Here is a 9,216-nt window from a genome sequence, read left to right on the forward strand (position 1 = left end):
CAAAGTGGGATTATTTTCGCGCCTTTTTGGTAAGCCAAAGCAGCAAGAGCCGGTTCAGGTAGAACCCATCGAATATAAAGGTTTTATGATCTATCAAGAGCCCATTTCTGAAAACGGACAGTTTCGGGTTGCAGGTCGAATCACACAAGAAATCAATGGTGAGTTGAAAACCCATCGTTTTATTCGCTCTGATTTGGTTTCTAATAAAGCGGATGCGGAAGAGTTGATGCTCAAGAAAGCGCAGCTATTTATCGACCAAATGTCCGGCCAAATCTTTTCCTAACACACCCAGATATTGATAAATATCATGAATATCACTTATGCCAGAGGCTATGCTTAGGCTCTTTTCAATACTGGCATAATCTAACTATCTGTTTTTATAAAAGATAATTACAACTGGTTTGACCTCTGTTTTGTGTGAAATCCGTTGTAATTATCTAACAGACTTCACACAATCAGTCTCAACTTGGCATTAAAAGTAACCAAGCTTCGTAATTGAATTACAAACAGCTTGCAGTTCATGTCATCGTCCGATAAAAACAGATAATCATTGTGCCAATAGTCAAGGAACCGCTATGCAAATTGGTGTACCAAGAGAACAACTCGCTGGTGAAACACGAGTCGCTGCTTCTCCCTCATCGGTAGAACAGCTTATTAAATTAGGATTTGAGGTTTGTATCGAATCAAAAGCCGGAGCGCTTGCCAGTTTCGATGATGCCGCTTATACCGCAGCCGGCGCTACGATCGGCTCACGTGAAGAGATTTGGGCTTGCCCACTTATCCTCAAAGTCAATGCTCCTTCAGATGACGAAATTGCTCTTCTTAAGGAAGGCGCGACACTCGTAAGTTTTATTTGGCCAGCCCAAAATCCTGCTTTGATGGAAAAACTCTCAAGTAAAAACATCAACGTACTGGCGATGGATGCGGTGCCTCGTATCTCTCGTGCGCAAGCATTGGATGCACTCTCGTCGATGGCGAACATTGCGGGTTACCGTGCAGTGGTAGAAGCCGCTCATGAGTTTGGTCGTTTCTTTACTGGTCAAATTACTGCAGCAGGTAAAGTATCGCCCGCGAAAGTCTTTGTTGCTGGTGCCGGCGTTGCTGGCTTAGCGGCAATAGGGGCTGCGGGTAGTTTAGGCGCTATCGTCCGTGCGTTTGACGTTCGTCCCGAAGTAAAAGAGCAAGTGCAGTCTATGGGGGCTGAGTTTTTGGAAGTTAACTTCCAAGAGACTGCTGGCTCAGGCGATGGTTATGCTAAAGAGATGTCGGATGAATTCAACCGTAAAGCGGCTGAACTTTACGCCGCTCAAGCGAAAGATGTCGATATCATTATTACTACCGCGCTGATTCCAGGAAAACCTGCACCAAAGCTTATCACCAAAGAGATGGTAGATAGCATGAAAGCGGGCAGTGTGATTGTCGATCTGGCGGCAGCGAATGGCGGCAACTGTGAATACACAGTCAAAGATCAGGTTATTACCACAGACAACGGCGTTAAAGTGATCGGTTATACCGATATGGTAGGGCGTCTGCCGACCCAATCATCGCAACTGTATGCAACAAACCTAGTTAACTTGCTAAAACTACTCTGCAAAGAAAAAGACGGCAATATCGACATCAACTTCGAAGATGTTGTGCTGCGTGGCGTCACCGTAGTTAAAGCCGGCGAGATTACTTGGCCAGCGCCGCCTATTCAGGTATCCGCACAGCCTCAGCAAAAAGCCAAAGTGCAACCGACTAAAGCGCAGAAGAAAGAGCCAGAGCCGACTTCTCCTGTTAAAAAACTGGTTGGTTTAGCCGTGGGTGTCGGTCTGTTTGCGTGGGTAGCTTCTGTCGCACCAGCCGCATTCTTAGGACACTTTACTGTGTTTGTCCTGGCCTGCGTCGTGGGTTACTACGTGGTATGGAATGTAACTCATGCTCTTCACACACCTTTAATGTCAGTGACTAACGCGATTTCTGGCATCATTGTAGTAGGGGCATTATTACAAATTGGTCAAGGCAGCGGTATTGTGACTTTCTTGGCTTTCATCGCCGTCTTAATTGCAAGCATCAACATCTTTGGTGGCTTTACCGTTACCAAACGTATGCTTGAAATGTTCCGTAAAAACTAAAGGAGTACGCAATGTCTGCAGGATTGGTACAAGCAGCGTACATTGTTGCTGCCGTGTTTTTTATCATGAGTTTGGCGGGTTTATCAAAACAAGAGTCAGCTCGTATGGGTAACTACTATGGTATTGCTGGTATGGCAATGGCCTTACTGGCAACCATTTTTAGCCCCAACGCTGAAGGTCTCGCATGGGTTTTACTGGCTATGGTGATCGGTGGCGGTATTGGTATTCATTACGCAAAGAAAGTGGAAATGACGGAAATGCCAGAGCTGGTTGCAATACTGCACAGCTTTGTGGGTATGGCCGCGGTACTGGTAGGTTTTAACAGCTACATTGATGCCCCTGAGGCCGCTACCCACGCGGAACATGTGATCCACTTGGTTGAAGTATTTCTCGGTATTTTTATCGGTGCCGTGACCTTTACTGGTTCTATTGTTGCGTTTGGTAAACTGCGTGGCATCATCAAGTCCACACCACTTAATCTTCCTCACAAACACAAACTCAATCTGGCGGCATTAGTCGTTTCTGGCTTATTGCTGATCCACTTTGTGAATGTCGATGGCAGTGTGTTTGCGCTGATTGTGATGACGTTAATCGCTTTTGCTTTTGGTTATCACTTGGTAGCGTCGATTGGTGGCGCAGATATGCCAGTGGTCGTGTCTATGCTTAACTCCTATTCTGGTTGGGCAGCGGCAGCGGCGGGTTTCATGTTAGCCAATGATCTATTGATTGTGACTGGTGCGTTGGTTGGTTCATCGGGTGCAATTCTGTCTTACATCATGTGTAAGGCAATGAACCGCTCATTCATTAGTGTGATTGCTGGCGGTTTTGGCCAAGAAGTCGTGATCAGTAGCGATGAAGAGCAGGGCGAGCATCGTGAAACCAGCGCTGAAGAAGTGGCTGAAATGCTGAAAAACTCGAAGTCAGTCATCATCACACCGGGATACGGTATGGCGGTCGCGCAAGCGCAATATCCCGTGTATGAAATTACTGAAAAACTTAGAGCTCAAGGTGTTACGGTACGATTTGGTATTCACCCAGTCGCTGGGCGTTTGCCAGGTCATATGAACGTACTCCTCGCTGAAGCGAAAGTACCTTATGACATTGTATTGGAGATGGATGAAATCAACGATGATTTCTCTGATACCGATACTGTATTGGTTATTGGCGCTAACGATACCGTAAACCCTGCGGCACTTGAGGACCCCAATAGTCCAATTGCGGGGATGCCAGTGTTAGAGGTATGGGACGCGAAAAACGTTATCGTCTTTAAGCGCTCAATGAATACAGGCTACGCAGGCGTGCAGAACCCCTTATTCTTTAAAGAGAACACCATGATGTTGTTTGGTGATGCAAAGGAGAGTGTCGACTCGATAGCCAAAGCTCTATAAAATCGACGCCGTTAAGAAGCCAGCATAATGCTGGCTTCTTTGTTTTGTAGACTGTCATTATTGACATCAATATAACACTCGAATATCTCTTTACCGGATAATGCGTTATAGTTTTTGCATGTTAGAAAAAACCAATATTCCCTTGATAAGAGCGCTTAATCTCACCTTGGTAAGCTTATGTTTTGCCATGTTACCGAATCCAGTTCACGCCGATTCGCTTCCTGAGCGCATCGACTTGTTTGTTTCGCTCTTTGATTATAATTCTGCGACGACGTCTTACGATATCCGATCGATTCAAACCGATTTCCCCACGCGCTTATTAACACCAGATAGCATGTTGCCGCAAACGTCTGAATATCCGCTTAAAGATATTCAACTGCTTTATAAATTGGCACAAAGTTGTACAGGCAAGTTGCCGTTAAGCCCATTGATCACTGAACCTTTGGTGTTTACTCGTTCACTCTGCAAAGGCTCCAGCTTGTCACCACGCTGGTTTGCCCGCAGTGGTTTGATTCATCCTGGCGGTGGAACTTACGCATTTCGCTATGCGGAAAAATACCCAGCCCAGTTTGCGAACTTGCTGCCTTACATGCACATCCAAGAGCGTCCCAATGCCGCAGAGGGAACCTTACTGTACCACTTACAAAATATGGGTGAAGATGCGATCAATGCTTTGGTGTCTGGTGCATCCATGTTTGGCTCCGGTAGTGATTTATGGTTAAGAAAAGGGGATATCTACTACCTTTTTAATGAAGAAACGTGGTTAACCAATGCCAATAAAGCTGGGTTAAGCTATAGCTTGCTATCAGCAGATAACACCTGCTTTATTCAGCGTGGCAACATCTGTTGGGATGTGGAAGATCATTCAGATCTTTTACGAACTAGCATGATCATTCTTGTTATTGCCAATATCTTCCTTGTGCTTGGTTGGTCTGGGTATCGTTGGAATTCAAAACGACAAGAAATGCGCAGTCGGATGCTCATTTTGCAAATTCTCACCCATGAGCTGCGAACCCCAATCGCGAGCTTGTCACTCACCGTTGAAGGCTTTCGACGTGAGTTTGAGCATTTGCCCGAATCTCTGTACGATGAGTTTCGTCGATTGTGTGAAGATTCCCGACGATTGCGCCAACTCGCCGAAGCGAGTAAAGACTATTTGCAGTCTGACAGTAAACCACTCGCGTCAGATTGGGTTCCTTCGGTGGAGGAGTGGCTACAATATAAAGTCGAAGAAGAATTTAGTGGTAATGTGACTCTGAAACTTAATCAAGATATCGCTGCCAAACTCAATGTTTATTGGCTAGGAACTTGTGTGGATAATTTATTGCGTAACGCTGTCAAATACGGCGTTGCACCTGTCACTCTCGAAGTGATAACACAAACTAACTTAGTCACTTTCAAAGTGACCGACCAAGGCTCGTTGACTCACCGTGATTGGCGTCATTTACGCAAACCATTTGTGAGCAAAAGCGGCTTAGGCCTTGGATTGACCATTGTCGAATCAATGGTGGGACGAATGGGCGGAAAAATGTCACTCGAAGGCCCACCGACAACTTTTATTTTGGAGATACCTTGTGAAACAGACACTGCTTCTCGTTGAAGATGATAAAAACCTCGCTGACGGTCTACTCGTCAGTTTAGAGCAAGCCGGTTATGACTGTTTACATGCAGAAACGATCGCAGATGTGAAACAGCATTGGGACAAGGCGGATCTCGTTATCCTTGATCGCCAACTGCCTGATGGTGATTCTGTACAGCATCTAATGGATTGGAAAAAAATTAAAGATATCCCAGTGATTCTTTTAACTGCATTGGTCACAGTAAAAGACAAAGTGACTGGCCTTGATGCAGGCGCAAACGACTATCTCACTAAACCTTTTGCAGAAGCTGAGCTGTTTGCACGTATCCGCGCACAGCTGCGCTCACCAGATAGTGGGCAAGATGACAGTAAAGTGGTGACGTCTAACTTAACAATTGATAAAGCGACTCGTGAAGTTTTCTTCAATGGCGAATCGATCACCCTAACTCGAACCGAGTTTGATTTACTGCTCTTTTTAGCGAGTAATTTAGGCCGAGTATTTACTCGCGATGAATTACTGGATCACGTATGGGGATATAACCATTTCCCGACGACGCGCACCGTAGATACTCACGTTTTGCAGCTGCGCCAAAAGTTGCCTGGGCTTGAAATTGAAACGCTACGCGGTGTTGGTTACAAAATGAAAGCGTGATCATGGTTAAGCCAAATCCTCTTTTATGGTTAACAGGCATGCTACTCAGCACGCCTGCTTTTGCTGATCCAACGGGGTGGTTTGAAAAGAACACCCCGTTAACTCAAGCTCATCAACATCTCTTAAACAATGATTTAGAAAGTATGTTCAGCTCATTGGTGGAAGTGTGGCAGCTTGAAAAAAATAAAAACCTGAAAACACATCTGAACAATTTATTGATTCAGTCTTTAAGCGTGGATTGCGGTCGAGGGCTAGATAACAAGCCATTTCCAGATTGGATCCAGGGAGTGACCATTCGACGAGTTGATGTGCAAAGCCCTGGACGAGATGCTTATCAAGTTGCGATTGATACCAAAACCAAAGTTCCTATTACCGATATTCGTCTAACCAAATGGGTGGATAAAGTCGTCTCTACCGACAGTTCGCTTACCAATAGAAGCGACAGTGTCACAACAAACATTTATACCTATGCTCAACGCTATAATTTGACGAACCCATTGAGTGCAGGGTTGTATCGCATCGATATTACCGCCGCAGATCAGGAATCATGGAGTGCATGGGTCATTTTTGGCGACACTATAGCCAAGCAAGTGGTGCGTTGGACATCAAAAGATGAGTGGCAGATTCAGAAGACCGAATTGCTTAATTCACACTGTCCGTTACCGAAATTATCTATTTCAGTCTTTGATCATATTGATGGTAACTATAAACAGATTTGGAGTGAGAGTTATGAATCGGATTACCCAACCACGTTAGATAACGTTTCGTTACCGTCAGATCGTTACATTGTCACAGTTTCTATGATTCACCAACGTTGGCAAGGACCGCTAGCTATTGAACAATCTCAAGTTATTAGCAAAACCTATGATGTTAATGTAGAGGAATAGCTGAAGATATTGGACAATATGCCGCTATAGAATAAAAAGGACGAATAGGCTTATATCATTATGAAAAGAATTTCTCTTTCTGTTGGTTTTTCATTAGTTCTCACATCTCCGCTCGCCTTCAGTGCAAATTATGCAGTTGAAGCACGCGGAGATGCTATGGGCGGTGTCGGGGTTGTATCAGGTAACTTTCTCACTGGCCCTTTTTACAACCCAGCTCTGGTAGCCATTTATCGCCGTAATGATGACGCAGGTATGATTTTACCGAGTATTGGTTTGTCTTATAACGATCCCAATGACCTCATTACTGATTTGGATAAGGTGTCTGACATCATCAACCAAAGCTCTAAAGGTGATTACAGCAATATTGGCGAATTAAATAAGAGCCTAACCGCAATGCAAGGGGACGTACTGAATGCCGAACTCGGCGGTGTAGTAGCTTTTGCCATTCCTAACCAATTTATTTCTGCTAACGTTTTTGGTAAAGCCTACACTGAATCCTTTGTTTCACCGATTATTGATAGCCGTGTCTGTGCGGATGATCTTTGTGAGCTAGAGCGCGCAAAAGCGAGTTCGGTAAATGCCGTTTCTGTCGGAATTACTGAACTCGGTATTACTTTAGCCAAATACCAAACTTTCCTTGGGCAGCATATCGCTTTTGGTATTACACCGAAGTTGCAACGAGTGTATACCTATGTCTACGAAGCAAGCCTAAATAGCTATGATATAAAGGACCTCCGTGATAATGGAAACGGAGAAACCATTTTCAACATGGATGCTGGTGCATTATGGTTCTACGGCCCAATCCGCATTGGTTTTGCTGCAAACAACCTAATTTCTCGCGAAATCAAAACCAAAACGATCACTTCTGCCGTCTCAGGCAATCCTATCTCATACTCATACGATATGAAACCGCAGTACACGGTGGGGGCTGGGATTGTTGCTGATTACTTCACACTAAGCGTGGACTACGACCTTAATGAAGAAGAGCGCTACAAAGACTTCAAAGACAACACACAAATGATCCGCGTCGGTGGCGAAATCGATATCATGCGTCAGTTAAAATTGAGGGCAGGGTACAACAAAAACCTCGCGTACGATAATACTGAAGGAACGGTTACGGCTGGTATTGGCTTGTCGCCATTGAATCTCTTCCAATTGGATCTTGGTGCAAGTTATACCAATGAAAATGCTATGGGTGCCTATATCAACTTTCTTGCGAGTTATTAAGCATCTCTTTATAGTGTGGCTCCTTTAAGGAGCCTTATTTATGTTTGATGATCTACCCACATTAACTCACGCTGAACAGCAAGTCGCCGTAGAGAAAATTCAAAAACTGATGGCAGAAGGCATCAGTACCGGAGAGGCAATCAAGATTGTTGCCCAGCAAATCCGAGAGGATAAAAAAGCGCAAAACCAAGGCACTCATTGAGTGCCTTTTTTATTATCCGCTTTAACGGTGGTAATAATCGTAGCCAATTTTTCATACACCAAACCTGCTAAAAACACGCCACCGCTCGTTCATTTGTAATTTTTAACCATTAAAACAACAGGTTGCAAGAGAGCATTGTGCTACCTGCTTTCGATTTTCTTATGGAGAAATGATTCGTGTGTAATTAAATTACACTAAATAATTACCACATTGAAACACCAGCATAATCAACTGATAAGGTTGCAACGTCACGAGTTGATGATTAGAATGCTACGAACACTTAATGCGCATTATGTGGCGCGGCATTATGTTGAGGGGCAGTCGTCAGTACCATTGCGCCAGCACTGACGGCCTCACTTGCAGCAGAACGTGGGCAGCTTGCTGGATCGTTCTGCCAAAGTGAGCCCGTAACATAATGGCGAGTAATACGCATTAAGGCGGTAACTCAGCCCCGCAGGGACTAGACCTAACGTTAGGCTCAGCGCTCGCCGCTCTGATGCTGCTGCATATCCAAAGCTGCTTTAGCACTCGCAGAAGTTCGCTTGATTGCTCAAGCGTTCCCGTCAGTGAAATGATCCTCTTTCTGATAGCGCCAGAAAAAACTCCCTTCGTCCTGCCAAGCCCATTTGGAAGTCTCAGCACACGCAGAGGGTAACAGCATTTGTCATGGATACGTTCAGCGCCCAAGGCGCGGCGAGAGTCGAGCAAGCCTCTTATACTGCGACAGCGGCAGGTGAGAACATAAGCGACGTAGCGTGCGGAGTCGCGTTGTTAGAGCCTGTCCGCTGTGGTAGACCCCCGTCTAGTATTACGGGGGTAAATCCCACAGAGCCTGTGATACTCACCTTGTATTCGCAAGCGTAGCGCGCCAGTGTTTGAGCGCTAGCGAGTCTTTTGATTACCTACCTAAATTCTTTTTGTATTTCTCGACTCTTACTTCTCATCAGCAAAGCCTCCATCAAAATGAATAATGACTCTTTTTCTGGTTCATCAAGTGATTCAATCATTCGGATTTTCGATTTCAGCTTTTCGTCAATGTTTGTTTCGCTATCGCTGACAAGTTCAGCTATTGGTACACCATAGAATTTTGCTAATTTTTCTACAGTTTCCAGTTTTGGTGATTGTGTGCCTTTTTCATAAGCTAAATAGGTATTTTTTCCAACGCCG

The 9,216-nt window shown here is 44.8% G+C and carries 9 protein-coding genes; 8 read left to right on the forward strand and 1 reads right to left on the reverse strand.

The annotated features are described in order from the left end of the window. The first annotated feature begins 4 nt into the window (after positions 1 to 4). From T411_RS0112170 to T411_RS01000000119400, 8 genes are all read left to right on the forward strand, one after another. Positions 5 to 283 carry an HlyU family transcriptional regulator gene (locus tag T411_RS0112170; protein ID WP_000522485.1) on the forward strand — a complete coding sequence of 93 codons (279 nt, stop codon included), beginning with the start codon at positions 5 to 7 and terminating at the stop codon, positions 281 to 283. Positions 284 to 575: 292 nt separating this feature from the next. Continuing rightward, positions 576 to 2,114, forward strand: coding sequence for a Re/Si-specific NAD(P)(+) transhydrogenase subunit alpha (locus T411_RS0112175; RefSeq protein ID WP_001165536.1), 1,539 nt, complete (start codon positions 576 to 578; stop codon positions 2,112 to 2,114). Positions 2,115 to 2,125: 11 nt separating this feature from the next. Beyond that, complete coding sequence (gene pntB / locus T411_RS0112180; RefSeq protein WP_001272521.1) at positions 2,126 to 3,502, forward strand: Re/Si-specific NAD(P)(+) transhydrogenase subunit beta; 1,377 nt, start codon at positions 2,126 to 2,128, stop codon at positions 3,500 to 3,502. 118 nt (positions 3,503 to 3,620) lie between these two features. Further along, a complete protein-coding gene (gene vxrA / locus T411_RS0112185; RefSeq protein WP_000891056.1) occupies positions 3,621 to 5,102 on the forward strand; it encodes a sensor histidine kinase VxrA in 1,482 nt (493 codons plus the stop codon). Then, positions 5,077 to 5,733, forward strand: a complete 657-nt coding sequence (gene vxrB / locus T411_RS0112190) for a response regulator transcription factor VxrB (protein ID WP_000815041.1) — start codon at positions 5,077 to 5,079, stop codon at positions 5,731 to 5,733. The genes vxrA and vxrB overlap by 26 nt, the downstream gene beginning before the upstream one ends. Positions 5,734 to 5,735: 2 nt before the next feature. After that, entirely contained in the window at positions 5,736 to 6,620 is an 885-nt protein-coding gene (locus T411_RS0112195) for a DUF2861 family protein (protein WP_000240569.1), read from the forward strand. A 60-nt stretch (positions 6,621 to 6,680) separates the two neighbouring features. Beyond that, positions 6,681 to 7,847, forward strand: coding sequence for a conjugal transfer protein TraF (locus T411_RS0112200; protein WP_000822678.1), 1,167 nt, complete (start codon positions 6,681 to 6,683; stop codon positions 7,845 to 7,847). Between the two features lie 40 nt (positions 7,848 to 7,887). Beyond that, on the forward strand, positions 7,888 to 8,049 hold the full coding sequence (locus tag T411_RS01000000119400) for a YoaH family protein (protein WP_000459082.1): 162 nt from the start codon (positions 7,888 to 7,890) through the stop codon (positions 8,047 to 8,049). 902 nt (positions 8,050 to 8,951) lie between these two features. On the opposite strand, the gene T411_RS01000000119405 is transcribed toward T411_RS01000000119400, so the two are convergent. After that, positions 8,952 to 9,216, reverse strand: a 265-nt coding sequence (locus T411_RS01000000119405) for a helix-turn-helix domain-containing protein (RefSeq protein ID WP_032473808.1), incomplete at its 5' end; no start/stop codon positions are given.

This window comes from Vibrio cholerae ATCC 14035 (assembly GCF_000621645.1).
Taxonomy (GTDB): Bacteria; Pseudomonadota; Gammaproteobacteria; order Enterobacterales; family Vibrionaceae; genus Vibrio; species Vibrio cholerae.

Coding starts and splice junctions, on each gene's coding strand:
- T411_RS0112175 (WP_001165536.1), top strand. CDS start 576: ATGCAAATTGGTGTACCAAGAGAACAACTCGCTGGTGAAACACGAGTC.
- pntB (WP_001272521.1), top strand. CDS start 2,126: ATGTCTGCAGGATTGGTACAAGCAGCGTACATTGTTGCTGCCGTGTTT.
- vxrA (WP_000891056.1), top strand. CDS start 3,621: ATGTTAGAAAAAACCAATATTCCCTTGATAAGAGCGCTTAATCTCACC.
- T411_RS0112195 (WP_000240569.1), top strand. CDS start 5,736: ATGGTTAAGCCAAATCCTCTTTTATGGTTAACAGGCATGCTACTCAGC.
- T411_RS0112200 (WP_000822678.1), top strand. CDS start 6,681: ATGAAAAGAATTTCTCTTTCTGTTGGTTTTTCATTAGTTCTCACATCT.
- T411_RS01000000119400 (WP_000459082.1), top strand. CDS start 7,888: ATGTTTGATGATCTACCCACATTAACTCACGCTGAACAGCAAGTCGCC.